This window comes from Gemmobacter fulvus (genome assembly GCF_018798885.1).
Classification (GTDB): Bacteria; Pseudomonadota; Alphaproteobacteria; order Rhodobacterales; family Rhodobacteraceae; genus Gemmobacter; species Gemmobacter fulvus.
Genome location: NZ_CP076361.1, coordinates 2,906,934 through 2,933,372 on the forward strand (window position 1 = coordinate 2,906,934; position 26,439 = coordinate 2,933,372).

27 protein-coding genes are annotated in these 26,439 nt (G+C 64.6%); 12 read left to right on the forward strand and 15 right to left on the reverse strand.

Annotated elements, in window-relative coordinates:
• Positions 1 to 276: 276 nt before the first annotated feature.
• From acs to KM031_RS14100, 4 genes are all read left to right on the forward strand, one after another.
• Entirely contained in the window at positions 277 to 2,211 is a 1,935-nt protein-coding gene (gene acs, locus KM031_RS14085) for an acetate--CoA ligase (RefSeq protein WP_215506973.1), read from the forward strand.
• A 5-nt stretch (positions 2,212 to 2,216) separates the two neighbouring features.
• Entirely contained in the window at positions 2,217 to 2,903 is a 687-nt protein-coding gene (locus tag KM031_RS14090; protein ID WP_215506842.1) for an adenylate kinase, read from the forward strand.
• Positions 2,904 to 3,096: 193 nt separating this feature from the next.
• Positions 3,097 to 4,893 (forward strand): MFS transporter, encoded by a 1,797-nt coding sequence (locus KM031_RS14095; protein ID WP_215506840.1) that lies wholly within the window; start codon positions 3,097 to 3,099, stop codon positions 4,891 to 4,893.
• 234 nt (positions 4,894 to 5,127) lie between these two features.
• Entirely contained in the window at positions 5,128 to 5,517 is a 390-nt protein-coding gene (locus tag KM031_RS14100; RefSeq protein ID WP_215506838.1) for a response regulator transcription factor, read from the forward strand.
• Here the strand turns inward: KM031_RS14100 and KM031_RS14105 are convergent, their stop codons facing one another.
• The 7 genes from KM031_RS14105 to KM031_RS14135 form a co-directional block, all read right to left on the reverse strand.
• Complete coding sequence (locus KM031_RS14105) at positions 5,518 to 5,793, reverse strand: hypothetical protein (RefSeq protein WP_215506836.1); 276 nt, start codon at positions 5,791 to 5,793, stop codon at positions 5,518 to 5,520.
• 81 nt (positions 5,794 to 5,874) lie between these two features.
• The gene (truA, locus tag KM031_RS14110; protein ID WP_215506971.1) at positions 5,875 to 6,648 is read right to left on the reverse strand and encodes a tRNA pseudouridine(38-40) synthase TruA; all 774 of its coding nucleotides are present in this window, start codon (positions 6,646 to 6,648) and stop codon (positions 5,875 to 5,877) included.
• A 56-nt stretch (positions 6,649 to 6,704) separates the two neighbouring features.
• Positions 6,705 to 7,676 carry a type I glyceraldehyde-3-phosphate dehydrogenase gene (locus tag KM031_RS14115; protein WP_215506834.1) on the reverse strand — a complete coding sequence of 324 codons (972 nt, stop codon included), beginning with the start codon at positions 7,674 to 7,676 and terminating at the stop codon, positions 6,705 to 6,707.
• A 75-nt stretch (positions 7,677 to 7,751) separates the two neighbouring features.
• Positions 7,752 to 8,906, reverse strand: a complete 1,155-nt coding sequence (locus KM031_RS14120; RefSeq protein ID WP_215506832.1) for a DSD1 family PLP-dependent enzyme — start codon at positions 8,904 to 8,906, stop codon at positions 7,752 to 7,754.
• Positions 8,907 to 8,945: 39 nt separating this feature from the next.
• The gene (locus tag KM031_RS14125) at positions 8,946 to 10,010 is read right to left on the reverse strand and encodes a DUF1513 domain-containing protein (RefSeq protein WP_215506830.1); all 1,065 of its coding nucleotides are present in this window, start codon (positions 10,008 to 10,010) and stop codon (positions 8,946 to 8,948) included.
• Positions 10,011 to 10,014: 4 nt separating this feature from the next.
• Positions 10,015 to 10,980, reverse strand: a complete 966-nt coding sequence (locus KM031_RS14130; protein ID WP_215506828.1) for an imelysin family protein — start codon at positions 10,978 to 10,980, stop codon at positions 10,015 to 10,017.
• Positions 10,980 to 12,494: a di-heme oxidoreductase family protein gene (locus tag KM031_RS14135; RefSeq protein ID WP_215506826.1), complete on the reverse strand. Its 1,515-nt coding sequence runs from the start codon at positions 12,492 to 12,494 to the stop codon at positions 10,980 to 10,982. Before KM031_RS14135 ends, KM031_RS14130 begins: the two co-directional genes overlap by 1 nt.
• Before the next feature lie 184 nt (positions 12,495 to 12,678).
• Between KM031_RS14135 and KM031_RS14140 the strand changes: the two genes are divergently transcribed.
• The gene (locus KM031_RS14140; RefSeq protein WP_215506824.1) at positions 12,679 to 13,308 is read left to right on the forward strand and encodes a LysE family translocator; all 630 of its coding nucleotides are present in this window, start codon (positions 12,679 to 12,681) and stop codon (positions 13,306 to 13,308) included.
• Between the two features lie 453 nt (positions 13,309 to 13,761).
• Here KM031_RS14140 and bfr read toward each other — a convergent pair whose 3' ends face one another.
• Genes bfr through KM031_RS14165 form a run of 5 tightly spaced genes read right to left on the reverse strand, consistent with a single transcriptional unit; the run spans position 13,762 to position 16,142 of the window.
• A complete protein-coding gene (gene bfr / locus KM031_RS14145) occupies positions 13,762 to 14,247 on the reverse strand; it encodes a bacterioferritin (protein ID WP_215506822.1) in 486 nt (161 codons plus the stop codon).
• Entirely contained in the window at positions 14,195 to 14,491 is a 297-nt protein-coding gene (locus KM031_RS14150) for a (2Fe-2S)-binding protein (protein WP_215506820.1), read from the reverse strand. The genes bfr and KM031_RS14150 overlap by 53 nt, the downstream gene beginning before the upstream one ends.
• 53 nt (positions 14,492 to 14,544) lie before the next feature.
• Positions 14,545 to 15,798, reverse strand: a complete 1,254-nt coding sequence (locus KM031_RS14155) for an imelysin family protein (protein ID WP_215506819.1) — start codon at positions 15,796 to 15,798, stop codon at positions 14,545 to 14,547.
• Positions 15,799 to 15,840: 42 nt separating this feature from the next.
• Positions 15,841 to 16,002, reverse strand: coding sequence for a hemin uptake protein HemP (gene hemP, locus KM031_RS14160; protein ID WP_215506817.1), 162 nt, complete (start codon positions 16,000 to 16,002; stop codon positions 15,841 to 15,843).
• The gene (locus KM031_RS14165) at positions 15,999 to 16,142 is read right to left on the reverse strand and encodes a hypothetical protein (protein WP_215506814.1); all 144 of its coding nucleotides are present in this window, start codon (positions 16,140 to 16,142) and stop codon (positions 15,999 to 16,001) included. Before KM031_RS14165 ends, hemP begins: the two co-directional genes overlap by 4 nt.
• Before the next feature lie 182 nt (positions 16,143 to 16,324).
• Here KM031_RS14165 and KM031_RS14170 point away from each other — a divergent pair, with 182 nt between their 5' ends.
• From KM031_RS14170 to KM031_RS14200, 7 genes are all read left to right on the forward strand, one after another.
• Positions 16,325 to 17,323, forward strand: a complete 999-nt coding sequence (locus tag KM031_RS14170; RefSeq protein WP_215506812.1) for a lipid A-modifier LpxR family protein — start codon at positions 16,325 to 16,327, stop codon at positions 17,321 to 17,323.
• A 292-nt stretch (positions 17,324 to 17,615) separates the two neighbouring features.
• Positions 17,616 to 18,539 carry a Hint domain-containing protein gene (locus KM031_RS14175; RefSeq protein ID WP_306585061.1) on the forward strand — a complete coding sequence of 308 codons (924 nt, stop codon included), beginning with the start codon at positions 17,616 to 17,618 and terminating at the stop codon, positions 18,537 to 18,539.
• 197 nt (positions 18,540 to 18,736) lie between these two features.
• Entirely contained in the window at positions 18,737 to 19,357 is a 621-nt protein-coding gene (rpsD, locus tag KM031_RS14180; protein WP_215506808.1) for a 30S ribosomal protein S4, read from the forward strand.
• Positions 19,358 to 19,442: 85 nt separating this feature from the next.
• Entirely contained in the window at positions 19,443 to 19,982 is a 540-nt protein-coding gene (locus KM031_RS14185; protein ID WP_215506806.1) for a TIGR00645 family protein, read from the forward strand.
• Positions 19,983 to 20,098: 116 nt separating this feature from the next.
• Positions 20,099 to 21,184 carry a histidinol-phosphate transaminase gene (hisC, locus tag KM031_RS14190; protein ID WP_215506804.1) on the forward strand — a complete coding sequence of 362 codons (1,086 nt, stop codon included), beginning with the start codon at positions 20,099 to 20,101 and terminating at the stop codon, positions 21,182 to 21,184.
• Positions 21,181 to 22,131 carry a prephenate/arogenate dehydrogenase family protein gene (locus tag KM031_RS14195; protein WP_260691980.1) on the forward strand — a complete coding sequence of 317 codons (951 nt, stop codon included), beginning with the start codon at positions 21,181 to 21,183 and terminating at the stop codon, positions 22,129 to 22,131. Before hisC ends, KM031_RS14195 begins: the two co-directional genes overlap by 4 nt.
• 2 nt (positions 22,132 to 22,133) lie before the next feature.
• Positions 22,134 to 23,081, forward strand: a complete 948-nt coding sequence (locus KM031_RS14200; protein ID WP_246567273.1) for an extensin-like domain-containing protein — start codon at positions 22,134 to 22,136, stop codon at positions 23,079 to 23,081.
• Here the strand turns inward: KM031_RS14200 and KM031_RS14205 are convergent, their stop codons facing one another.
• The 3 genes from KM031_RS14205 to KM031_RS14215 form a co-directional block, all read right to left on the reverse strand.
• Positions 23,082 to 24,644: a peptidoglycan -binding protein gene (locus tag KM031_RS14205; protein ID WP_215506802.1), complete on the reverse strand. Its 1,563-nt coding sequence runs from the start codon at positions 24,642 to 24,644 to the stop codon at positions 23,082 to 23,084.
• Between the two features lie 4 nt (positions 24,645 to 24,648).
• Positions 24,649 to 25,812, reverse strand: coding sequence for a biopolymer transporter ExbB (locus KM031_RS14210; RefSeq protein ID WP_215506800.1), 1,164 nt, complete (start codon positions 25,810 to 25,812; stop codon positions 24,649 to 24,651).
• Positions 25,813 to 25,898: 86 nt separating this feature from the next.
• On the reverse strand, positions 25,899 to 26,420 hold the full coding sequence (locus tag KM031_RS14215) for a gamma-glutamylcyclotransferase (protein ID WP_215506798.1): 522 nt from the start codon (positions 26,418 to 26,420) through the stop codon (positions 25,899 to 25,901).
• Between the last annotated feature and the right edge of the window lie 19 nt (positions 26,421 to 26,439).

Consider the following 26,439-nt stretch of genomic DNA (forward strand, 5'->3'; position numbering starts at 1 on the left):
GAATGTTGCCACAGATCACTGGTCTGTGAAGGCTTAGCGCATTGAAATTTAATGTCAAAGAACGGCCGTAATTTGCAAGATTTACAGCATTGACCAAAATTCAGTCAACGAATTTACATAAAAAATCAATTAATAAAAAGGGTTACGGTTTTTCTGCGCTTTGGTTTACAGTGTCGTCAGGGATGGAATGGGCCTTGCGATGACGCAGGGCAAGACGTGCCTTACGAGGAGGGGGAGAATCCGATGACCCAGCAAGCCGCCAGTATCGCACCAGAGATGCGTGCAATTCCCGCCGGTTTCGAAAATGCCCATGCCGATGCGGCAAAATACCAGTCGATGTATGCCGAATCGGTGTCAGACCCGGAGGCGTTCTGGGGGCGTGAGGGCCAGCGGCTCGACTGGATCAAACCCTACAGCCGCGTGAAGAATTCCGATTTCACCTTTGGCAAGGTGTCGATCAAATGGTTCGAGGACGGGGTGATCAACGCCTCGGTCAACTGCATCGACCGGCATCTGAAGGACCGGGCGCTGCAAACGGCGATCATCTTTGAACCCGATGATCCGACCACGCCTGCCCTGCACATCACCTACAAGACGCTGTCGGAAAAAGTGAACCGCATGGCCAATGTGCTGCTGTCGCAGGGCGTGATGCGCGGCGACCGTGTGGTGATCTATCTGCCGATGATCCCCGAGGCGGCCTATGCCATGCTGGCCTGCGCGCGGATCGGCGCCATCCATTCCATCGTCTTTGCGGGGTTTTCGCCCGATGCACTGGCCAACCGCATCAATGATTGCGGTGCCAAGCTGGTCATCACCGCCGACACCGCGCCGCGTGGCGGCAAGCGCACGCCGCTGAAATCCAATACCGATGCCGCCTTGCTGCATTGCTCCGACAAGGTGCGCTGCCTTGTGGTGAAGCACACCGGCGATCAGACCTCGTGGATCCAGGGTCGCGACGTGGATGTTCTGGCCATGATGGATATGGTCAGCCCGGAATGTCCGCCGCGCCCGATGAATGCCGAAGACCCGCTGTTCATCCTGTATACCTCGGGCTCTACCGGCAAGCCGAAGGGCGTGGTGCATACCACCGGCGGCTATCTGGTCTATGCGGCGATGACGCATCAATACACCTTCGATTATCAGGATGGCGACATCTTCTGGTGCACCGCAGATGTCGGCTGGGTCACTGGGCACAGCTACATCATCTATGGTCCGCTGGCGAATGGCGCGACGACGATCATGTTTGAAGGCGTGCCTACCTTCCCCGATGCGGGTCGGTTCTGGGCCGTCTGCGAAAAGCATGGCGTAACGCAGTTCTACACCGCGCCGACCGCAATCCGCTCGCTGATGGGCATGGGCGCGGACTGGGTGGAAAAATACGATCTGTCCAAACTGCGGGTGCTGGGGTCGGTGGGCGAGCCGATCAACCCCGAGGCCTGGGTCTGGTATGACAAACACGTCGGCAAGGGCCGCTGCCCGATCGTCGACACCTTCTGGCAAACCGAAACCGGCGGGCACATGATCACGCCGCTGCCGGGGGCCACGGCCACCAAGCCCGGCTCGGCCACCACGCCGTTCTTTGGTGTGAAACCCGTCGTGCTGGATCCGGCCACCGCCAAAGAGCAGGTGGAGACCGAAGCCGAAGGCGTGCTCTGCATCTCGGACAGCTGGCCGGGGCAGATGCGCACGCTCTGGGGCGACCATGACCGCTTCCAGGAGGCTTATTTCAGCCAGTACAAAGGCTATTACTTCACCGGCGATGGCTGCCGCCGCGATGCGGATGGCTATTACTGGATCACGGGCCGCGTGGATGACGTGATCAACGTCTCGGGGCACCGTATGGGCACGGCCGAGGTGGAAAGCGCGCTTGTCGCCCATCCGAAAGTGGCCGAGGCTGCCGTGGTCGGCTATCCGCATGACATCAAGGGGCAGGGCATCTATGCCTATGTCACGCTGATGAACGGCGAAGAGCCCTCGGACGATCTGCGCCGCGATCTGGTGAAATGGGTCCGCACCGAAATCGGCCCGATTGCCAGCCCGGATCTGATCCAATGGGCGCCGGGCCTGCCGAAAACCCGGTCGGGCAAGATCATGCGCCGCATCCTGCGCAAGATTGCCGAGAATGACTTTGGCGCGCTGGGCGACATCTCCACGCTGGCCGACCCCTCGGTGGTCGAAGAGCTGATTGAAAACCGCATGAACCGGGGCTGAATCTGATGTCCGACACGATGACGCTCACCAAACCTGCGGTTCTGATCCTGCTTGGCCCGCCCGGTGCCGGAAAAGGCACACAGGCGCGCATGCTGGAAGAGGATTTCGGTCTGGTCCAGCTGTCGACCGGCGATCTGCTGCGCGCTGCCGTGTCGCAAGGCACCGAGGCGGGCAAACAGGCCAAGGCGGTGATGGAGGCGGGGCAGCTGGTGTCGGATGACATCGTGCTGGCCATCCTGAAAGACCGCATGGCGCAACCGGATGTGTCGCGGGGCATCATTCTGGATGGCTTTCCGCGCACGGCAGGGCAGGCAGCCGCGCTCGACAGCCTGCTCGATGGGGTGGGGCAGAAGGTCACCGCCGCCATCAGCCTTGAAGTGGATGACGAGGCGATGGTGGGCCGCGTGGCGGGCCGCTACACCTGCGGCACCTGCGGCGAAGGCTACCATGACGAATTCAAGCAGCCTGCCCATGCAGGCACTTGTGACAAATGCGGCGGCACGGCGTTCAAGCGCCGCGCTGACGACAATGCCGAAACGGTGCGCGAACGGCTGAAGGCCTATCACGCCCAGACGGCGCCGCTGATCGCCTATTACGATGGCAAGGGCGTGCTGGAGAAAATTGACGCGATGGGTGCCATCGCTGCGATCCGCACCGGCCTTGCCCGTATCGTGACCCGCGTTTCGGCATAGGGGAGACCCACGTCCGGGGGAGAGGCCCGGTCGAGGGAATGAGGGGAGGCGCACCGCTCAGGCGGGACGCACATAATGACAGAAGCGACACCCCGAACAGGGGATCTGGCCCGGTCCTGCCTGGACCGGCACGGCAGACGTACGCTTGCATCATAGACCGGACGCAGTTCCGGACAAACAAGGAGGATGCCCAATGGCAATGAACACAACGGATGTGGCAGCGGTCCGCTCCCGTCCCATGACGGCGGAGGAGAAGAAGGTCATTCTCGCCTCCTCCGCTGGCACGATCTTCGAATGGTATGACTTCTACCTTTACGGCTCGCTGGCGGCGATTATCGGCGCGCAGTTCTTCACCGCCTTCCCCGAAGCCACGCGCAACGTCTTTGCGCTGCTGGCCTTTGCGGCAGGGTTCATCGTGCGCCCGTTCGGCGCGCTGGTGTTCGGTGCCATGGGCGACCTGATCGGCCGCAAATACACCTTCCTTGCGACGATCCTGATCATGGGCGCGTCGACCTTCCTCGTCGGTCTGCTGCCGGGCTACCAGTCCTGGGGTGTTGCGGCACCGATCATCCTGATCGTGCTGCGCATGGCACAGGGTCTTGCCCTGGGCGGTGAATATGGTGGTGCTGCGGTCTATGTGGCCGAACACGCGCCGGCCAACCAGCGCGGCTACTTCACGGCCTTCATCCAGACCACGGCAACGCTCGGCCTTCTGCTGTCGCTGATCGTGATCCTGATGGTGCAGGGCTATGTGAACGGCAATTACCCGGATCAGCCGATCCTGGATGCCGCAGGCCTTGCCACCTCGAACCCCGACGGCACGCCTGCCATGATGAAGGCGTTCAATGCCTGGGGCTGGCGGATCCCGTTCCTCGGCTCGATCTTCCTGCTGCTGATCTCGCTTTATATCCGCCTGCAGATGAATGAATCCCCCGCCTTCAAGAAGATGAAGGAAGAGGGTTCGCAATCCAAGGCACCGCTGCGCGAAGCCTTCGGCCAGTGGAAAAACGCCAAGATCGCCCTGATCGCCCTGCTGGGTCTGACCGCCGGTCAAGCCGTGGTGTGGTACTCGGGCCAGTTCTACGCGCTGTTCTTCATCCAGAACGTCATCAAGGTCGACAGCTTTACCGCCAACGTGCTGGTGGCCTGGTCGCTGATCCTTGGCACCGGCGGCTTCCTATTTTTCGGCGCGCTGTCCGACAAGATCGGCCGCAAGCCGATCATTCTGGCCGGCTGCCTGATTGCGGCAATCACCTACTTCCCGGTGTTTGAACTGCTGACGAAAACCGCCAACCCGATGCTGCATGCGGCACACCAGACCCCGGTGACCGTGACCGTCGATCCGGAAGACTGCTCGTTCCAGTTCAACCCGACCGGCACCTCCAAGTTCACCTCGTCCTGCGACATCGCCAAAGCCTCGCTGTCGCGTCTGTCGGTGAATTCGACCACGGTTGAAGCTGCGGCGGGCACGGTTGCCACGGTCAAGATCGGCGACACCGAGATTGCATCCTATGATGCAACCAAAGTGACCGGCGATGAAGCTGCTGCCGCGAAGAAAGCTTTCGACACCGCCGTGAACGATGCACTGAAAGGTGCGGGCTATCCGATGGTGGCCGCAGACAACACCACCGTGGCCAAGGCCGAAGGGTTCTTTGACATCTTCACCGGCCAGAAACTGACCATCGTGGCCATCCTGACCTATCTGATCATTCTGGTGACGATGGTTTACGGCCCGATTGCCGCCATGCTGGTGGAACTGTTCCCGACCCGGATCCGCTATTCCGGCCTGTCGCTGCCCTACCATATCGGCAACGGCTGGTTCGGGGGTCTGCTGCCTGCAACCGCCTTCGCCATCTCGGCCCAGGCTGGCAATATCTATGCAGGTCTGTGGTATGCCATCGTCGTGGCGCTGATGACGGTGGTGATCGGTGCGATCTTCGTGCCGGGCGGCACCCACAAGAAAGACATCTTCTCTGACGCGAACAACTGATTTCGCCTGATGTGATGGCACGGGCCGGGGCATCGCCCCCGGCCCGTGCCAGCCTCTCTAGCTCTGCTGTTGCGGTGATTGCGCACTCCATGTCAGGATCGGTCTGATGACAGCTCTGCCCCTTTCCTTCGCCAGACATCCCCTGCCTGCCTGCCTGCCGCGGAACAAGAGGGCGCGCGCCGCCCTTTTCTTCAGCCGCAGCCCTGTGCCGCCCCGCGATCCGGGGGGCGCGCCATGACGGTCTCCCCGCGCAGACATCGTGTGCTGGTGATCGAGGACGAGGACAATATCGCCCTCGCGCTGGATTATCTGATGAGCCGGGAAGGCTATGAGCCGGACCGCATCGCCAATGGCGGCGAGGCGCTGGGGCGCATCCGTGCCACCCATCCGGATCTTGTGCTGCTGGATGTGATGCTGCCCGAGGTTTCGGGCTATCAGATCTGCGCCGATGTGCGCCGCGATCCGGGGCTGGCCGATGTGCGGATCCTGATGATGACGGCGCGCGGCTCCGCGATGGAGCGGCAGAAGGGGCTGGAGCTGGGGGCCGACGGTTTCATCTCGAAACCGTTCGAGCTGACCGAGTTGCGGCGCGAGGTGCGCCGCCTGCTCGACCTGCCGCGCTGATCAGCGGCGGGCGCGCTCGATCCCCATCCAGATGCCCAGGCCGATCAGCAGCAGGACGGCATTGGCGGCAACCCCGGTTGCAACCTGCGTCCAGAATGGCGCGGCATTGCTGGTAATCGCCGTCGCCGGAATGATCACCGCCACGAACACGATCCCCGCCAGCAGCGGCACCACCATGCCGGTCGCCGCACGGGTGCGCAGCGCGGTATAGATCAGCGCGATGATCAGGCCGATGCGGAACGGGTCCGTCACCTGGGAGGCAATCAGGTCCATCATGGGGCGCGTGTCCTTTGTTCAGATCGTCTGTATTTTCATAGGCGAGCGGGCGGCTGCGGTCCAGCGCCGCATCGGTTGCCGTCAGTCGGCAAACGGATCCTGCGGATAGCCGACTCCGGTCAGATACAGCCCCTGCGGCGGGCAGACCGGGCCGCAGGCCGCGCGGCTGCGGGCCTCCAGCGCGGTTTTCACATCTTCGGGCTGCCAGCTGCCTGCGCCCACCCGCTCCAGCGTGCCGACGATGGAGCGGACCTGATTGTGCAGAAAACTGCGGGCGCGCAGGTGAAAGCGAATTTCCTGCCCGCCGGGATAGGGCAGGGTTTCAATCCGGATCTCATCCAGCGTCTTGACCGGCGAGGCCGCCTGACAGATCGACGAGCGGAAGGTGGTGAAATCGTGATGCCCCACCAGATGCGCGGCCGCTGCGCGCATCGCCTCGGCATCCAGCGGGTTCAGCACCTGCCAGACCAGCCCCTTGTCATGCGTCACCGGCGCGCGACGCTGCACCAGACGGAAGGTATAGCGCCGCTCCAGTGCGGAAAACCGGGCGTGAAACGCATCGGCCACCCGCACCGCCCGCACGATCGCCACCGGCAATGGCTTGAGGTGAAAGTTCAGCGCCTCAGACAGGCGGAACGGATCCCAGTCGCGCGGCAGATCGCAATGCGCCACCTGCCCGGTGCCATGCACCCCGGCATCGGTGCGGCCTGCGGCGGCAATGGTATGCGGCCCCGGCTCCAGCCGGGCCAGCGCCGCCTCGACCGCGCCCTGCACCGAAGGCTGGTCCTGCGACTGGCGCTGCCAGCCCGCGAACGGGCCGCCGTCATAGTCGATGATCATGGCATATCTTGGCATGGGCTTGGGGTAGCGCAGCGCGGGTCGCCTGTCCATGGCGGCCCGCGCCAAAGCGGTCAGCCCTGCATCAGCCGCGCCACATCCAGCATGCGGTTGGAAAAGCCCCATTCGTTGTCATACCAGCCGAACACCCGCAACATGCCGCCCCTGGTGACACGGGTTTCCGGGCAGGCCATCACGATGCTTTCCGGGCGGGCGCGCAGATCGGTCGACACCAGCGCCTTGTCGGTGGCCCCGATCACACCGCCCGCCGCGCGGAAGGCGGCGTTGACGCTGGCCGCATCGCAGGGGCGTTCGGTCATCACCGACAGATCCACAGCCGAGACCGAGGCGGTGGGCACCCGCACCGCCGATCCTTCCAGCCGCCCGGCCAGATCGGGCAACACCAGATCCAGCAGGCGCTGCGCCGAAGTGGTGGTGGGCACCATGCTGAGCGCTGCGGCGCGCGAGCGCGAAAAATCGGCGGCGGGCGCATCCACCGTGGGCTGACTGCCGGTGTAACAATGGATCGTGGTCATCGAGCCGGTCACGATGCCCCAATGCGCATGGATCAGCCGCGCCAGCGGCGCCAGCGCATTGGTGGTGCAGGAAGCATTGGAAACGATGCGCTGATCGCGCAGCGCCGCCTCATTCGCGCCCAGCACCAGCGTCAGATCGGCCGCAGCCGAGGGGCCCGAGATCAGCACCCGCGACGCCCCCGCGCGCAGGCCGCGTTCAGCCACCTCCTGCGCGTCGGCGCGACCGGTGCATTCCATCACCAGATCGGTGCCCTGCAAGCCGAGGGTGGAAATATCGGGGGTGCGGTGCAGCGGAATGGCGCGGCCATCCACCACCAGCGCCCCTTCAGCCAGCGTCACCGTGCCGGGCCATGGCCCGAACACCGAGTCATATTCAAACAGATAGGCGCACATTTCGGCGGCGGCGATGTCATTGATGCCGGTGATCTGCAGGCCCGGTGCCGCGCCCTTGGCCCAGGCGCGCAGCACCGACCGACCGATGCGGCCAAAACCGTTGATGAACACTCGCATGGCGAACCCTCTTGGCTTGGGGTGATTTTCCGGCAGTCTGATCACGCGGCGGGCGCAGGATCAATGATGATTTGATCAAAAGCTGCGACCGCGCGCAGTGACAGGCCACAGACATTCTACCCTGTCGCCGCGCAGGCCAACCAACCAGTCGTGCAGGTTGATGGTGGGGGCACAATGGCCGGGGATCAGCCGCATCCGGTCGCCCACCTTCAGGCGGTGATCCGGGTCGGCAAATTCGCTGTGTTCATCCGACAGGCCAAGGCAGGTCAACCCTTCGGCCAGCGGCAGCCCGCTTTCCCCGCTGAGCGATTTCAGCCCGGCATCACAGACGGCATGGCCGGGACGGGGCAGGCTCATCACCTGCGTCAAGACCTGCAACGCCGGAGGGAAGCGCGCCGACAGCGGTTGCCCTTCGGCATCGCGGACGGCAGCATAATCGGCATCCATCACCGCATAAGAGCCGCATTGCAGCTCTGTCCACAGGCCGGAGGTGCCTTCAAAGCCAAAACTGCCGCTGCCGCCGCCGGTGACGGTGGCAATCGCAAACCCGGCATCGCGCAGCAGCCCGACGGCGTGGCGTGTCAGGCTTTCGGCGCGGGCGGCCTCGGCCTGCCGGGCAGCGAAATCACGGATATGTTGCATTTTGCCATGGTAGGCCTGCACCCCTGTCAGGTTCAGGCCTGCGGAAACGATGATTTGTGCAAGCGGCACCACGGCGTCCGGCGCGATGCCGCAACGCCCGGCACCGCAGTCAATCTCGATCAGCACATCAATTTGCGTGCCATGGCGGGCACAGGCCTCGGCCAGCGGGGCAATGGCTGCGGCATCATCGACACAGACCGCCACGCGCGCCCCTAGCAGCGGCAACCGCGCCAGCCGGTCCAGCTTGGCCGGATCGCGCAATTCGTTGCTGATCAGCACATCGCGGAGGCCCGCACGCACAAAGGCCTCGGCCTCGCTGACCTTCTGGCAGCACAGACCCACCGCGCCGCCGACCGCCATTTGCAGCCGCGCCAGGTCGGCGCTGCGGTGCATCTTGCCATGGGCGCGCAGGCTGACCCCCATGTCCGCACAGGCCGCGCGCATCGTGGCAAGGTTGCGCTCCAGCGCATCAAGGTCGATCAGCAGCGCCGGGGTATGCACCTGCTGCACCGGCCAGCCGAGCAGGGCGGGAATGTCATAACCCGGCTCATATCCGGTCAGATCGGGCGAAGGATAGGGCGGTTGCATCGGGCACCTGTGCTGCTTCGGGGCAGCTTGCGGCAAGGATCAGGCCAGTGCAATCAAGTGATTGTCCCATGACAATTCGGTGCGGCGCGCCGGCGTCAACCCCTCAGCCGTCACCTGCGAGATCACGCCATTGCCATCGGTCAGCACAAAACCGCCCGGCCCCGCCGCAATGCCGCAGGCGTCCGCCCGGCGCAGGGTGGCACGGGGGCTGCCATCGCGGGCAAACACCTGCACCGCACCGCCGCGTGGCGAGGTGATGGCGATGTCATCGATGACGGGCGTATACGCGATGGATCCGGCATAGCCCTGCATCACGAAGGCATCGGCATCGTCGCGCGGGCAGAGGCGCGGCACGCCGCCCGACCACAGGCCCAACAGCGGCACCGGGTCGGCAGGGTCGCCCTCCCATTGCATCGCAAAGGCCACGGTGCCATCGGGCAACAGTGCCAGATGGCGGATGGAGTTCTGCGCCAGTGCGCCGGGCAATTCGGCCTGATCGGCAATCACGCCCTCGGCGGTCAGGCGGGTCAGGTTCGGGCGCATCGTGTCAAGGTTCAGCTTGCGACGATCCGCCGGGTCGGTGGCAATGCCGCCATTGGCGATGATCAGATCCTCCGACAGCGGCAGACGTTTGATGTCATGCGGCCCGATGCCGCCGCTCGGCCATTCGGCCAGCCGGGTATAGCTGGCACTGTCCCACAGCCCGATCCGCCCTTCAGAGGTCTCTGCCACCACTTCCGAGGTATAGAGCACCGACCCATCAGCCGAAAAACAGCCATGCCCGTTGAACTGGCGGCCTGCGGGGGGCGTCAGCCGGGCCTGTTCGGTGCCGGTGGCGCAATCAATCACCAGCGCGAAGGTGCCGGGGCGGCGGGCAAAGGCGACGGCATGGGGCCGGGTGGGATGGGCGGTGGCAGCATGGCCGCGCGCAGGCAGCGGCAGCGCGAACAGCGTCTCGCCGTCCGCCGACAGCCCTTGCAGCACATAGGCCCCGGCGTGGGTCTTGGCGGCGGCCAGAAAGGCGGGGCTGCCTGCATCGGCCCAGGTCAGGCGCGGGGTCGCGGTGGCGGCGATCAGGCTGGCAAGAAAGGCGCGGCGCTGCATCGGCTCAATCTCCGTCGGCGGCATTGAAGCCGACACCCGCGCCCAGGGCGGGGACGAGTTCGGCCATGGCGGCATCGCGGATGGCCCGGATGTCCTGTGCGAGAATCTCCAGCTTCAGCCGCGCCTGCGGCTCAGTAACACCGGCCAGAACCGGGTCGTGCAGCGCCTCTGCCCGTGCAATGGCGCGGGCGAAGGCGGCCTGGGTTTTCGGCGCCTCGGGCACCAGCGCCTGCGCGAGCCCCTGCAATCCGCGCAGCGATTGGTCGATATTGCGTAGGCTGCGCCCCGAGGCGCGGGCCTCGGCGCGTTCGGGGCGCGGTTTGTCAAAGCTGCCCAAGGGGCGGCCCAGCCGCTGATCGGCGTTGAACTCCAACCCGGTGATCAGCGTGGTCAGCAGGGCCTGCCGCGCCTCGGTTTCGGTCAGATAACGCGCGTCGGGGCCGGGATGGGTCAGCGTGGTGGCAAAGCCATCGGTCCAGCCCGCCGCAACCTCGGCGGCCATGCGCGCCAGATCTGCGGCGGTGGCGCGGGTCAGGGCGCAGGCGGCCTCGGGCGGCAGCGGCTCTGCGGGGTAAAGCAGCCGCTCCAGCCCGAAAAGCCCGCGCAGCGCCACTGATTGCTCGGCAAAGCCTTCCGGCGTCAGCCGGGCCGGATCGGGGTCGCGCAGCAAGGCGGCCTGCGCTTTTGCGCCCAGCCCCTTCGGGTCGGGCCAGAAGGCAATCGCCAGTGCGCGGCCCTGATCCTCGACCGGGCCAAGCCGCAGATGCGCCACGCCCAGCCAGGCGTCGAAGGCGGTGTTGAAGGCCGGGCGCAGCGCCTCGGCGGTGCAATCGGCCTGTGCGGCGGTATTCAGCGCGGCGGTGGTTTCGGCAAAGCGGGCCAGACCGGGCAGCGCGTGATCGGCCACCGCCTCGGCCACATCGGCATGGGCGGGGCTGGCAAGGCAGAGCAGCAGGGCAAGGCGCTTCATCACAGGCTCTCCAGATAGGCGATCAGGGCATCGCGGTCGGGTTTCGGCAAGGCAATCACTGCATCGCGCGCGGCCTGCGCCTCGCCACCATGCCACAACACCGCCTCCAGCAGGTTGCGGGCGCGGCCATCATGCAGGAAATAGCTGTGACCGCTGACCTGCGCCGTCAACCCGATGCCCCAAAGCGGCGGGGTGCGCCATTCAGTGCCGGTGGCGCGGGCCTCGGGGCGGTGATCGGCCAGCCCTTCGCCCATGTCATGCAGCAACAGATCGCTGTGCGGCCAGATCAGCTGAAAGCTCTGCTCCGGCTGGTTCTGCAACCGGTGTGTCACGAATTTCGGCACATGGCAGGCAGCGCATTGCAGATCGTGGAACAGCGCCTTGCCGCGCAGCACCTGCGGATCCTGAACCGCGCGGCGGGCAGGCACGGCGAGGTTGCGGGCATAGAAAGTTACCAGATCAAGGCTTTGCGCATCGACCTCCAGCCCGTCGCGGAGGCCCGGCTCTTGCCCGTGGAGCGCCATGCGGCACACGGTTTCCACCGGGGTGCAATCGCCCCAGGGATCGGGGTGCAGCGGGGTCGACAGGCCCATATCGCCCGCAAAGGCGGCGGCGCTTTGTTCGCGGATGGTGGCGGCGCCCGCCTTCAGGCCAAAGCGGCCCAGCATCGGCACGCCATGGTCGACGCTCATCACGATATTGGCGCGGCCGGAAATGCCATCGCCATCCGCATCCTCGGGGTCGGCATGGGCAAGGATGTCGGCGGCGGGAATGGCCTCCAGCAACCCCAGCCCGATCATCTGCGGCGTGACGCGCGGCGACAGCATGGTGTCGGGGTGCAGCGGGCCATAGCCCGGCGTCTCCACCGCATATTGCGGCTGGCGCAGGGTGACGATGCTGCCATCCGCGAGGGGCACCGGCAGTTCGGTATAGGTGATGGCCATCTGGCCTTCGGCGGCAAGGCCGGGGGCAGCCAGATCCTGCAACTGGCCGCCATAGGTTGGCTCGGGCAGGGTGGCGAGGTAATCGGCAATCTCGGCCGGGGCGTCGCCGCCGGGGATCGACAGCCGCAGGAACATCGACACGCGGCCATCTTCGGCGCTTTCCGGCGGATGGCCACGCCCGTCTTTCAGGTGGCAATCCTGACAGGCGCGGGCATTGTAAAACGGCCCCAACCCGTCCGACGCGCGGGTCGAGGCGGGAGAGGCAACCCAGGTCTTGCGAAACAGCCCGTTGCCCAGCTTGAAATCCATTTCACGGTCAAACGGCATATTGGCCGAACTGAGCGAGAAGGCATCCGCCGTGTCTCGCGCCCGCACGGTCGCAGCGCCGCCGGGTTTATCCTCGAAGGCTTCGGCCTTGGTGAAATCCAGCGGGGCCGCCAGCACCCCGGCAATGCGGGCGGCCTCGGCGGCGGTGCGGGGGACAATGGTCAGATGCCAGTCATCCAGCGTCTGAGCCAAGGAAGGGGTGGCGGCCAGACAGGCGAGCAGAAGGGCAAGGCAGCGGTGCATGGTGATCTCGATGCGTCAGGCGCGGTTCCTGATCGTTTTTATGGGGAATATGCGGCGGGGGCAATGTGACCTTTTGGAGCCACCGCTGCCCAAGCCCGAAAAACCACGCGCTGCGGCGGGATTGCGGCTGGCATGGCCGGGCAAAGCCGTCCACCATGGCCGCAACATCACGCGGAGCGCGCCCGTGCAGCCAGACCCTTTCCATCCCCTGATGCTGGTCTATCTGACCTATCTGGTCGCGGTGGCCAGCCCCGGCCCCAGCACCATGGCGATCATGGGGGTTGCGATGCGGCAGGGGCGGGCCGCTGCAGTGGCGCTGGCGCTGGGGGTGATGACCGGCAGCCTGATCTGGGCCGGTCTGGCCGCTGTGGGCATTTCGGCGCTGCTGGCCCGATTTGCCGGGGCGCTTTATGCGATCAAGATCGCCGGGGGCCTCTATCTGCTGTATTTTGCCTGGAAATCCGCGAAATCGGCGCTGACGGCCGAGGCGCGGCAGATACAGACCGGACCCGCGATGACCCGTGGGGCGCTTTATGTGCGGGGCGTGCTGCTGCATCTGTCCAACCCCAAATCCATTCTGGGCTGGATTGCGATCCTGTCGCTGGGGCTGCGGCCCGATGCGGCGGGCTATACGCTGGCCGCGATTCTGGGTGGATGCGCGGTGCTGGGAGTGGTGGTCTTTGTGGGATATGCGCTGGTGTTTTCGACCGCCGTGATGGGCCGCGCTTACTTGCGTACCCGGCGCTGGGTCGAAGGCACGCTGGCCCTGCTGTTCGGTTATGCCGGGATCCGGTTGCTGTTGACCCGGGTCTAGCGCATGAGGGTGGCAGGCAGGAGATGGTGTCCGCGGCGGGATTCGAACCCACGGCCCCAGGATTCATACCACTTCGGCTTTCGCCGCCGCCAACAGGCGTTCGTGGTCTGGACTGTCCCTTCACCCTAGGTTCGCAAACCCTTAGGCGCTGCCCGTCCAGTCTCTACACCTTCCCGAAAGATCGGGCTTGGCTCGGGATTGGCATGGCGCAAACCGCGCCGCAGCTTTCCCCGACTTTGAGCAGATCCGTTGCGCCGTTTCCCTGCGCAACGCCCAATTTGATCTAGGAATCCTGTGCTCTATCCAGCTGAGCTACGCAGACATCATCTCCTGCGCGCTTTGTAGCGGGGTTCTGGCGCTTGGGCAATAACCTAGCGCCGGGCTTTGGGCCGGGGCAGGCACCCCCCCATGCCGGGCCAAAAAGAAGGGGGCCGCTGGTGCGGCCCCTGTCGATTACTCTGCCTGATCGGCGGGTTTGGCATTGAGCAGGCCATAGCGCTCTTCGCCGAGTTTGTCATAAAGACCCAGCTGGGTTTCGAGGAAGTCGATATGGCCTTCCTCATCCGCCAGCAGCGCATCGAACAGCGACCGGGTGACGTAATCGCCCACCTTGTCGCAATGCTGGCGCGCCTCGATATAGAGCGTCCGCGCGCCGTGTTCGGCGGCCAGATCGGCCTCCAGCGTTTCTTTCAGGTTCTGGCCAATCCGCAGCGGATCGAGCTTTTGCAGATTGGGATGGCCTTCCAGAAAGATGATTCGCGCAATCAGCTTGTCGGCGTGCTGCATCTCTTCGATGCTTTCTGCGCGGGATTTATCGGCCAGACGGCCAAATCCCCAATCTTCCTGCAAGCGGTAATGCAGCCAGTACTGGCTGACCGCAGTCAGTTCAGACCGCAGTGCCGCGTTGAGATACTCGATAACCTTGGCGTCGCCCTTCATGGCTTTTCCCTGTGTCTGTGGCGCGGCGGTTCAGGCCGCGCAGGTGCATGGGTACTTGGAACGTCTCACAACCACGCATGGTTTCAAGGAAAACCGGCATACAGCCACCACAATCGGCGCGTTTTCCCAAGGCGTGATAGATTTTTCCAGGTGTGACAATGGTTTCCGGGTCAGAGGCGCGCATCCAGTCCACAGCGGCCCGGATGTCGTGATCGGTGATGTTCATGCAATGGCAAACGATCATGGCGCTTCTTTCCACAGAGGCTGCGGAGCGCGGGCTGCGCGCTCCGCCATGGGTCATTGAAAAACGGCAGAGGGGTTGTCGAGGCTGTCAGAGCCTTCAAACCCGGTCGGGGTCAGGCCCAGCACCGTCACTGCGCGTTCGATGGAGGCGGTCTGCGTCACCAGGGCGGTGACAGCCCCCATGATCAGCGCCTCACCTTCCTTGTTACCGGCCTCCAGCATCTGGTCATAGGCAAAGCCGCCATCCGCCGCCGCCTTCAGCGCGGCCAGCGCCGCGACAGAGCCTTCCAGCTCGGCCTTCAGCTGCATGTCGAGCGCGCCATCCTTGTCGGCGACAAGTTCCGACAGCGAGGGGCCGGAAATCACCGAGCCATCCGGGCGGGCATAGCGGCCCAGATAGACGTTCTGGATGCCGAGGCCGTCGTAGAAATGGCTGTTGTGGGTATTGTCGGAAAAGCAGTCATGCTCTTCTTCCGGGTCGTTCAGCATCAGGCCCAGCTTCATCCGCTCGCCCGCCTGTTCGCCATAGGACAGGCTACCCATGCCGGTCAGAATGGCCTGCACGCCTTTGGCCGGATCTTCGGTCACAGCCACGCGGGCCGCGCCAGCCACCGCCCAGTTCGCGGCCATTTCTTCCAGATCGGCCACCAGCAGGTCGGTCGCGGCTTTCAGATAGGCGGCGCGGCGGTCACAATTGCCGCCAGTGCAGCCTTCGTCCTGACGGTAATCGGTATAGGGCCGTGCGCCTGCGCCGGGCTTGGTGCCGTTCAGATCCTGCCCCCATAGCATGAATTCAATGGCGTGATAGCCGGAGGCGACATTCGCCTCGATGCCATCGGCCTCTTGCAGCGTGTCCTTGATCAGCGCGGGCGTGATCTCGGTGGCGTCCACTTCGGTGCCCGCGATGGTGAACTTCGGCGTCGCCACCACATTCAGGGTCGAGAGCGCGTTTTCCTCGGACTGGCCATAGGACGGATCCACATAGTCGATCAGGCCTTCATCCAGCGGCCATGCGTTCACCCGGCCCTCCCAGTCATCCACGATGGCATTGCCAAAGCGGTACACCTCGGTCTGCTGATAGGGCACACGCGCCGCCAGCCATGCTGCCTTGGCCGCGTCCAGCGCCTCGGCGGACGGGGCCGCGATCAGCGCATCCACCGCCGTTTGCAGCGCCTGCGCGGTGGCAAGGCTGTCGGCATATTTGGCCTCTGCGATGGCGGCATAGGTTTCCACCACCTCGCCTTGGGTCACGGCAAGGGCGGGCAGGGCGGCAGTGGTAAGAAGGGCGGCAAGCAGGGTGGACTTCATCAGGGCTATTCCGGGGCTGGCACCGGCTGCAACGGGCAGCGGTTACTTGGTGAGGATCAGCTTGCCCGCGCGGGTGATCCGCAGCGAGTAGACCTGACCGTTGAGGATGATGCGGGCAAGGTTGCCACCTTCGGTGAGGTTGGTCGCATCGTGGCACGGGGTGGTGTCGGCCAGCAGGCCAAAGGTTTCGACATGCATGTTCATCGGGTCATCTCCATCCGATCGAGAAGGGCTGTCAGATCCGGGGTGACCGGCATCAGCCCTTCCAGCACCTGACGGAGCATCTCCGGCAGGCTCAGATCGGTGGCAGGTTCGGCCAAAGGGCCGGGCTGGGGCGCTTTCATATTCGGTCCTCGGGGTCTGGCGGCCGGTGCGGCTGCGGCGGTGCGATCCGGGCTGGCCCGAGGAGGGTTGGCTTGGATATGTGGGAAAGGTGACAAAAAGACTTTGATTTGTAAAGTCCGATTCTTTCACTTGGGAATTATCCGCTGCATCCCCCCCTTGCGCGCCTCTCAAGGACTGTTGCATGGCTGCACTATCGCGGCGCTTGGGCTTCGGGTTAGGATCGGCCCACGGCTGGGGGGCCTTTGAACTGGATATGACGATGAAGAAGGCACTCCTTGCTGCGGCCTGTGCTGCACTGATGGTTGTTGGTATGGCGGGCGGCGCAACGGCGCAGGAGCGGGTGACGCTGGGGTTCGCGCGGCTGTTTTCCAACGATGCCCTTGGTGACACGCGCGACCGCTGGCGCACCGGCAGCTATTTCGTCAGCCGCCTGCGCGCGCCGCGCTGGGGGGGCTCTGTCCCGGGGCAATTTGGCGAGTTGCTGGAATTCCGGCTGCGCAGTGAAATCATCGCCCCCGAAAGCCTGACCCGCAAGAATCCGGCGGACCGGCGATATGCCGGGGTCATCGCGGCGGGCATGGCCACACATTTTGCGCTGGGGCAGGCCGAGGCAACGCTGGGGGCCGAGCTGGTGTTCACCGGGCCGCAGACCGGGGTCGGTGCTTTTCAGCGCGAGATCCATGATCTTGTCGGGCTGGACACACCAACGGTTCTGGGCACGCAGATCACCAATGGCGTGCATCCCACCTTGCGCGGCGAGTTGGGCCAGACCTTTGTTGTGTCCGACCGCCTGACCCTGCGCCCCTTCGTTGAAGCGCAGGCCGGGGTGGAAAGTTATGTGCGGGTCGGCGGCGATCTGGTGCTGGGCCAATTCGGGCGCGGCGGCCTTCTGGTGCGCGACACCGTGACGGGCCAGCGCGTCGAAGGCGTTGCCGGGGCGGATCTGCCGGGCACCAGCCTGACGGTAGGCGGCGATGTGGCGCGGGTGTTGGACAGCGTCTATCTGCCCAGCGGCGGTCAGGCCGAGTTGAAAGACACCCGCGCGCGCCTGCGGGCCGGGTTCAACTGGCAGGGCGAAAAGTCCGAGGTCTTCTATGGTGTGACCTGGCTCGGCGAGGAATACGTCGATCAGCCCGACAGCCAGGTTGTCGGCTCGTTGCGGCTGCGGGTGCGGTTCTGAACATGAAGAACGGCGCGTAACTGCATCTTTGCGCTGATAATTCTGCCGAATTGCGCGGATTGTTGCCGAAAAATCATAGCCAAGCCTGATATGGCCTGTTAACTTTTTAGTAATAAAAAACAAAACGAGCAGGCAGTCAGGCATGAAAACGGGCTCTCAAGGCACGTTTGTCATATCTTGGTCGCAGACAGAAACTGATGGAGTACGGTCGGCCGCTGTCGATGCCCTTACAGTTGGGGCATCCTGGCGCTGGACGGGTGTGCCGGTCCGGGTGGACGGGCCGCAATCTCTGTTGATTCTGGATGCGGCCGAGGGGGCAGCGGATTTACGCAAACGCGCGGCGCGCATGGTGCGCCGTCTGGTTGGGGCATCGCTCGGGCAGGGCGATGCGGCAGCGATGACCGATCCCGAACCGGGGATGGACGAGGCCGAACAGGGCTTTGTCATCACCGACGGGCACCATACCTATTCCGTCACCCTGATCGACGTGCCCGATACCGGCGCGCGGCTGGTGATGTTCGTGGGTGATCTGCCACCGCATGATGTGGATATGTGGGTGGTGCGCATCGCCATCGACCGCACCCACAAGGGGGCGGGGGCGCGTCAGGCGGGCGGGGTGATCTGTTTTACCCCCGATACCCGGATTGCCACGGCCGAGGGGCCGCGCCTGATCCAACATCTGCGCCCCGGCGACCGCATCCTGACCAAGGACAATGGCCCGCAGGAAATCCTGTGGACCGGCCACCGCCGCATGACCGGCGCGCGCCTATATGCCATGCCGCACCTGCGCCCGATCCGCTTTCGCGCCGGTGCGCTGGGGCTGGGTCGGCCCGAGGATGATCTGCTGGTGTCACCGCAGCACCGGATGCTGGTGCGCGGCGCGGCGGCGCAATCGCTGTTCAACAGCCCCGAAGTGCTGGTGGCCGCCGAGGATCTGCTGAACGATCACAGTGTCACGGTGGATCACGCGCTGCGCGAAGTGACCTATATTCATGTCCTGCTGGAATGGCACAATATCGTCTTTGCCAATGGGCTGGAAACCGAAAGCTTCCACCCGTCGAACACCGCACTGGACACGATCGACCCGGCGCAGCGCGCGGTGTTGATGGGCCATCTGCCCGGCATCGCCACCGATCCGCACAGCTATGGCGATTACGCGCGGCGCAATCTGTCGGCCTCGGAAGCGGCCATCCTGCGGCATGACATGGCGGCCTGAGCGGATAATTGGCACCTGCGGCAAAGGGCCGTTGACTCGGCCCGGCGCGCCTGTATAAGCCCCGCCACGGTCCCGGAAGAAATTCCGGGGCTTTTCATTGGTGTTGGTGGACCCCGCAAGGGGATGCCTGTCGCCCGAACCCCGCAAGGGCAGAGGGAAAGGACAACGCCCTTCGCGAACTGAGAAGGAGATCAGCGATGACCAAACGGACCGCTGCCAAATACAAAATTGACCGCCGCATGGGCGAAAACATCTGGGGCCGCGCCAAATCCCCGGTGAACAAGCGGGAATACGGCCCGGGCCAGCACGGCCAGCGCCGCAAGAACAAACTGTCCGACTTCGGCACCCAGCTGCGCGCCAAGCAAAAGCTGAAGGGTTACTATGGTGACCTGACCGAAAAGCAGTTCCGCAAAATCTATAACGAAGCAGAACGCGTCAAGGGCGACACCGGCGAGATGCTGGTTGGCCTGCTGGAGCGCCGTCTGGACGCCGTGGTTTACCGCGCGAAACTGGTGCCGACTGTGTTCGCTGCCCGTCAGTTCGTGAACCATGGCCACGTCACCGTGAACGGTAACCGCGTGAACATCGCGTCCTACCGCGTCAAGGAAGGCGACCTGATCGAAGTGCGCCAGAAGTCCAAGCAACTGGCCATCGTGCTGGAATCCGTGGCGCTGACCGAGCGTGACGTGCCGGACTATCTGGAAGTCGACCACTCCAAGATGACCGTGAAGTTCATCCGCACCCCGGCTCTGGGCGATGTGCCCTATCCGGTCGTGATGGAACCGAACCTGGTCGTCGAATACTACGCGAAAAACTGATCCCGGCCGCAAGGCTTGGGCGGTTATCGACCTTGGGGCCCGCCAAATTGGCGGGCCTTTTCCATTGCAGCCAAGAGATGTCATCATGTCGTCGCACAAACCGAATATCGAAACCCGCTTTGAACAGGGGCTGTTCGCCTCGCGCTGGTTGATGGCGCCGATGTATCTGGGGCTGGTGGTCAGCCTTGCGATGCTGACGGTGATCTTCCTGAAGGAACTGGCCTATTACGCGCCCAAGACCTTCACCCTGACCGCCGATCAGGGGATCCTTGCGATCCTGACGCTGATCGACCTGTCGCTGGCGGCGAACCTGCTGCTGATCGTGGTGTTTTCGGGCTATGAGAACTTCGTCTCCAAGCTCGATCTGGAAGACAATCGCGACCGTCCGTCGTGGATGGGCAAGGTGGATTTCTCGGGGCTGAAGATGAAGCTCATCGCCTCCATCGTGGCGATTTCGGGGATCCATCTGCTGAAAGTCTTTATGGAGATCGGTAAGAAGGGCAGTGAGGTGCCGCTGAACCAGACGCAGCTGTTCTGGATGGTGGCGATCCATCTGACCTTCGTTGCCTCGGGTGTTTTGCTGGCGCTGATGGATTGGCTGGCCGGAAAAACCACCAAACACTGACATTTTGGCCGCCCACGACGGTTTGGGCGGCCTTTCTTTCCGGGGCAGGGCAACATGCCACTGGCAAAGACGCCGCCCCGACGCTACACCCGGCGCGTTATGCAATGGAGACAGCGATGACCGATACCATCCGCCCGCAACCTGGCATCATGGATATTGCCCTTTACGAAGGTGGCAAAGCCCATGTGGCGGGGGTGAGCAATGTGGTCAAGCTCTCGTCCAATGAAAACCCGTTCGGCCCGTCCGACAAGGCGAAAGATGCCTTCGCCCGGTCGGTGCATCAGCTGCACCGCTACCCCAATACCGATCACGCCAGCCTGCGTCAGGCCATTGCCGATGTGCATCGTCTGGATGCCGCGCGGATCATCTGTGGCGTGGGCTCGGACGAGATCATCACCTTCCTGTGCCAAGCCTATGCCGGGCCGGGGGATGAGGTGCTGTTCACCGAACACGGCTTTCTGATGTATCGTATTTCGGCCATGGCGGTCGGCGCGACCCCGGTCGAGGTGGCCGAGCGGGAGCGGGTGACCGATGTGGATGCGCTGCTGGCTGCTTGCACGCCGCGCACCCGGCTGGTGTTCATCGCCAATCCCAACAACCCGACCGGCACGATGATTTCGGCGGGCGAGGTGGCGCGGCTGGCGCGGGGCCTGCCGCCGCAGGCCATTCTGGTGCTGGACGGGGCCTATGCCGAATATGTCGAAGGTTTCGATGGCGGGCTGAGCCTGGTCGAGGCTAGCAGCAATGTGGTGATGACCCGCACCTTCTCGAAGATCTATGGTCTGGGCGGGCTGCGGATCGGCTGGGGCTATGGGCCCAAAGCCATCATTGACGTGCTGAACCGGATCCGGGGGCCGTTCAACCTGTCGAACACCCAGCTGGAGACCGCCGAGGCCGCCGTGCGCGATCAGGATTTCGTCAACCGCTGCCGCGCCGACAATGCGCGGATGCGGATCTGGCTGGCCGAGGCGCTGGCCGAGGTGGGTGTGCCCTCTGATGTGTCGATGGCGAATTTCGTGCTGGCGCGTCTGGCCAGCGCCGATGAGGCCGAAGCCTGTGATCTGTTCCTGCAATCGCAGGGGCTGCTGGTGCGGCGTGTGTCCAGCTACAAGCTGCCGCATTGCCTGCGCATCACTGTCGGCGACGAGGCAAGCTGTCGCCGCGTGGCCCATGCCATCGCCCAGTTCAAAGGTGTGAAGTGACGGGATCTGTTGCACCCGCCGCGCCGATCTATGGTCGCGTCGCGCTGATCGGGCTGGGGCTGATCGCCTCGTCCATGGCCCATGCCATGCGGGCAGGCGGGCTTGCCGGCGAGATTGTGGGTTATGCCAAATCCGAGGAAAGCCGCGCTGTGGCGCTGGAGATCGGTTTCATCGACCGCGCCGCCGCCACGGCGGCAGAGGCGGTGGTCGGTGCCGATCTGGTGGTGCTGGCGGTGCCGGTCGGGGCGATGGGGGCAATTGCCACCGAAATCGGCCCGCATCTGATGCCCGGTGCCACCGTGACCGATGTGGGATCGGTCAAGCAGGCGGTGATTGATGCTGTCGCCCCGCATATCCCCGAAGGCGTGCATTTCGTGGCGGGCCATCCGATTGCGGGCACCGAACATTCGGGGCCGCGTTCGGGCTTTGCCACGCTGTTCCAGAACCGCTGGTGGCTGCTGACCCCGGCCGAAGGCACCGATCCGGCGGCCACCGCCCGGCTGCGCCATCTGTGCGAATCCATGGGGGCCAAGGTCGACGAGATGGATGCGGCGCATCATGATCTGGTGCTCGCCGTCACCTCGCACACCCCGCATTTGATCGCCTACACCATGGTTGGCGTCGCGGATGACCTGCGCCGGGTCACGGATAGCGAAGTTATCCAGTATTCAGCGGCGGGTTTCCGCGACTTTACGCGGATTGCCGCCAGTGACCCTACCATGTGGCGCGATGTGTTCTTGACGAACCGGGACGCGACACTGGATATTCTCGGACGGTTCACCGAAGAGCTTTTTGCGCTGCAACGGGCGATCCGGCTGGGAGACGGCGATCATCTGCACGCCTATTTCACCCGGACCCGCGCCATTCGTCGGGGAATCATCGAAGCCGGGCAAGATACCTCGGCACCGGATTTCGGGCGGGCCCAGCCGCCTTCAGGGGGACGTTGACGATGAAGAAAGCGGCTGCGCTGGCATTCGGGCTGGCTGTTGTGGCGAATATGGGTCTGGCCGAAGGGCTGACCTCCTCGCCCCTGCCGAAAGCCCGCCCCGCAACCGCGCCGCTGGTCGCCACTGTCTCCACCGCCAATACCGTGCCTGCGGCAGTTGCCGTCGAGGTCGCGCCGATGCTGCGGCCCCGCCCGCGCCCCGAAGGGCTGATGACGGCCTTCGCCGCCCTGACCCCGGCAGAGCCGCAGATCGACGAAGGCTCTGTGGTGGAACTGGCGGGCACCATCGCGCCCTCGGTGCTGCGCCCGCGCGCGCGCCCCGATGATCTGGAAACCGCTGTGGTGCGGGTGGAGCCGGGCAAGCCCAAACGCAAACAGTGGAGCCTGTTCAAGGCTGCCGCCGTGCGGACCCAGCCGGGCAATGAAAGCATCCTGCCGAAAAAAGGCTCTGTCTGCGGGGATCCGGCGATCCGGGGCGAGGTGATGGCCCCCGTCGTGTCCAAGGTTAAAGGCTGCGGCATTGCCGAGCCGGTGCGGGTGACGGCGATTGCGGGCGTGAAGCTGAGCCAGGCCGCCACGGTCGATTGCGCCACGGCGCAGGCGGCAAAACAATGGATCGAAGGCGGGATGCAGGACGCGTTCGGCAAGAATCCGGTGGTGCAGTTGCAGATTGCGGGCAGCTATACCTGCCGCCCGCGCAACAACATCCGTGGCAACAAGATCAGCGAACATGGCCGGGGCCGGGCGCTGGATATTGCGGGCTTCGTGCTGGCCGATGGCAGCACACTGTCGATTGCGGGCGATTACCGCAAATCCAAGGCGATCAAAGCCTCGCACAAGGCCGCCTGCGGTGTCTTTGGCACCACGCTGGGGCCGGGATCGGACGGCCACCACGAAGATCACCTGCATTTCGACGTGGCCGCCCATCGCAACGGCGCTTACTGCCGCTGATCAGCGTTCCGTTAGCTTCAGCTCGATCCGCCGGTTCTGCGCCCGCGCGGTGGCATTGCTGCCCGGCGCCACTGGCTGCCATTCGCCAAAGCCGGTTGCCGCCATGCGATTGGGCGGAAAGCCCAGGCTCTGCTGCATGTAACGCACCACCGACAGCGCGCGCGCCTGGCTCAGCTCCCAGTTATCCTTGAATTCGCCTTCGCCCGACAGCGGCTGGTCATCGGTATGGCCATCGACGCGGATGATCCAGTCGATCCCGCTGGGAATCTGGCCCGCCACTTCGGTCAGCGTGGCCGCCACACCGGCAATCTGCGAGCGGCCTTCGGGGGCAAGATCCGCCGAGCCGGGGTTGAACAGCACTTCGGAGGAAAACACGAAACGGTCCCCGACGATGCGCACGCCTTCGCGGCCCGCCAGAACCTCACGCAGTTGGCCAAAGAATTCCGAGCGGAATTTTTGCAGCGTCTTGGCTTCTTCTTCCAGCCGTTGCCGTTCGGCCTGTTCCAGCTCTGCCCGCCGCTTTTGCTCCGAGGCCACCTGCGCCAGCGCGGAATTGAGCTGCCCGCCCAGATTTTCCAGCTGCACCTTGGCCGCGACATCGCGCATCTCTGCTGCATCGAGCAGGGCCTGAAGGCCGCCCAATTGCCCGCGCAGCGCCGCGATCTGTTCATTCAGCAGCGCCACGCGCCGCGCCGCCTCGGTCGATTGTGTCTCTTGTTCGGCCAGAAGCGCCTTGGCCGTGGCCAGAAGATCGGCGGGCTGGCCTTCGACGCCCTGCGCCGCGGCCAGCAGGGTCAGGGTTTCTTCGGCACGCTTGCGTTGTTCCTCCAGTGCCAGCGTCATCGCGGTCAGCTCGGTATCCGAGGCTTCCAGTTTGCCGCGCAGATCGGCGAGGGCGGCCTGATCCACCAGTTTGCCTGCCTCGGCCTCCGACAGCTCTGTCGTTGCCCGGGCGTTTTCGGCGCGCAGCTTGGCGGTCAGCTCCTCCACCGCCTCGGCCCGCGCAGCGGCGAGACGGGCGGCTTCGCTCTGGGCATCGACTTCCTCGCGGGCCTTGGCCAGCGCCAGTTGCAGCGCCTCCTGTTCCGAGATCAGCTTGGTCTGCGCCTGTTCCAGCGCGCTGGCCTCGCCGCGCGCCGCATCGCGTTCGGCCAGCAGGCTCGCCACCTGCGCCTCAAAGCCGCTGATCCGCGCATCCGCCTGTGACAGGGCGGTTTCCTTCGCGGTCAACTGCTGCCCCAGCGCGGCAATTTCGGCAGCCTGCGCCGTGCCCTTGGCCTGTGCGCTGGCAAGGCTGCTGCGCAGGGTGCCGATTTCCAGCTGCAAGCCTTCGGCACGGCTGCGTTCCAGCCCAAGCGCATCGGCCAGGCTGGAGACCTGCGCCGTCAGCGCATCCAGTTCACTGCCCTGCGTGGTGATGGTCTGCCGCAAAACCGATTGCATGACGGTAAAGATGGTCAGCACGAACATCAGCACCATCAGCAGCGTGGTGACGGCATCCACGAAGCCGGGCCAGATCATCCCGTCGCCCGACCGCCCTGATCCGCGCCGCGACAATCCCATGGCGTCAGCCCCGCGCGCGCAGCAATTGCCGCACCGCTTGCGTCAAAGACCCCAGATCGGCGCGCAGATCCGCGATGCTTTCCTGCCGTCCGGCCGAAATCTCTTCAAGGATGCGCAGCAATTGCACGTCGATCGAGCGCAGCCGCATCCGGCTTTCGGCATCGACATGCGGGCCTGCATCCTCCTGCGTCAGGGCGGCGGCAAGCCGGTCCTGCCCTTCGGCAATACGCAGCAGGACTGCGGTTTGCCCCGCCTCGGCCTCCATCCGTGCGGCAAGGCGGCTGATGGCGGCGGCCAGATCGCCGATCTGTTCATCGGTAAGGCTGCGGCTGATATCGGATTGGGTGAACAGGGTTTGCAGGCTTTCGATCTGCCCACCGAGATTGTCCAGCACCTGCGCCAGTGCGGCCATATCGCCGCTTTCGCCTTCGCCTCCGGTCAGGCCGATGCGGGTGATCGAGGACAACCACTCTTCCAACTCGCGGTAAAAGCGGTTCTGGCCATGGCCTGCGAACAGATCCAGCAGACCCACCACCAGCGAGCCTGCAAGCCCCAGCAAGGACGATGAAAACGCCGTGCCCATGCCGCCAAGCTGCGATTCCAGCCCGCCCATCAGCTTTTCAAACACATCAAGGCTGCTTTCACCCTGTTGTGGTGCAAGGCTGCGGATGGTTTCCACAATGGCCGGAACCGTGGTGGCCAGCCCGTAAAACGTGCCCAGAAGTCCGAGGAAAATCAGCAGATTGCCCAGATAGCGGGTGATGTCACGCGCCTCGTCGATCCGGGTGGCGACGGAATCGAGGATTGACCGCGACGAACTGGAGGAAATCTGCATCCGCGCGGTGCGCGGCCCCAGCAGGGCGGCCAGCGGGGCCAGAATGCGCGGTGCGGCCTCGGTTTCCGATCCGGGGCGATCCTGCACAAAGGCCACGATCCAGCTGACCGATTGCACCAATTGCCAGACCTGCCAGAAACAGGCCACCACCCCCAGCAGGAACACCGCGCCGATAAAGCCGTTGAGCATCGGGTTCGAGGCGAAGATCCCGCGCAGCATCGGCATGGCGACCCATGCCCCGGCGATCACAAGGAACAGCACGATCAGCATCAGCACGACCTGACGGATCGGCTGCGCAAACACCGGCGCTGTGGCGGCTGAAGATCTTGTCATCGCATGGGTCCTGTTCCCGCCGCCCGTTCTGCCCGGTTCGTTAGGGGCAGAATAGGGGCAGGGGGCCGCCCTGCCAAGCGCGAAGCTTACCCGGCCAGTTCACGAACGCGGGCGGAGAGCCATTCCAGATCGGCATCGGCAATGCCCAGATCGGCCAGATGTGCCGCGGTATTGAACAGATAGTCACGGTTCGGCCCACGCCCGCCCACGGCGGCGGCAATGATCCACGCCTGTTCTTCCAGGGGCAGCCCGCCGCAATACTGATCGTGATCCGGGTCGATCACATAGGCCAGACACTCCAGCGTCTCTGCCCCGGTGGTGACGTTCAGATGCGTTTCAAGATAGGCCGAGGAAACCAGCTCGCGCTCGCGCAATTCGGCCAGGGTCTGCGCCTCGGCGCCCGGGTCCACGCGGAAGGCCACGCCGTCACAGACCGCGCCCTCCGCCCGGTCCAGCGCCAGAACGAGGCCGGGATCGGCCACCGTGCCGCGATGATGGATCGAGCGCATGCAGAAACTGCGATGCCAGCCGTGCAGGCGCGCCACGCGCGTTTCGGCCACCGGAAAGCCCGGATGCCAGATCAAGGAACCGTAACCGAATACCCACATGCGCTGGCCCTCCTGCACG